This window comes from Winogradskyella poriferorum (assembly GCF_050618035.1).
Taxonomy (GTDB): domain Bacteria; phylum Bacteroidota; class Bacteroidia; order Flavobacteriales; family Flavobacteriaceae; genus Winogradskyella; species Winogradskyella poriferorum_A.
The window spans coordinates 1-218 of record NZ_JBODPY010000251.1 but is presented as its reverse complement, the minus strand read 5'-3'; the positions used below and the strand labels follow the sequence as shown (position 1 = coordinate 218).

Below are 218 nucleotides of genomic sequence, written 5' to 3'. Positions count from 1 at the left end.
ATACTCATGTACGGTCATTGCACCAATTGCTCTTAGTTCACCTCTTGCTAATCCTGGTTTTAAAATGTTTGCGGCATCCATAGCACCCTGTCCACCACCTGCAGCAACGAGTGTGTGTATTTCATCAATAAAAAGAACAATGTCACCTTGACTAGTAGTAACCTCTTTAATTACTCCTTTAAGGCGTTCCTAAAATTCGCCTTTGAACTTTGCACCAG

At 41.3% G+C, this 218-nt stretch carries 1 pseudogene; it reads right to left on the bottom strand.

Features of this window, described 5'->3' with window-relative positions:
• Nucleotides 1-218 (bottom strand): annotated as a pseudogene (locus ACRHOC_RS15655) (AAA family ATPase); the annotation flags it as partial.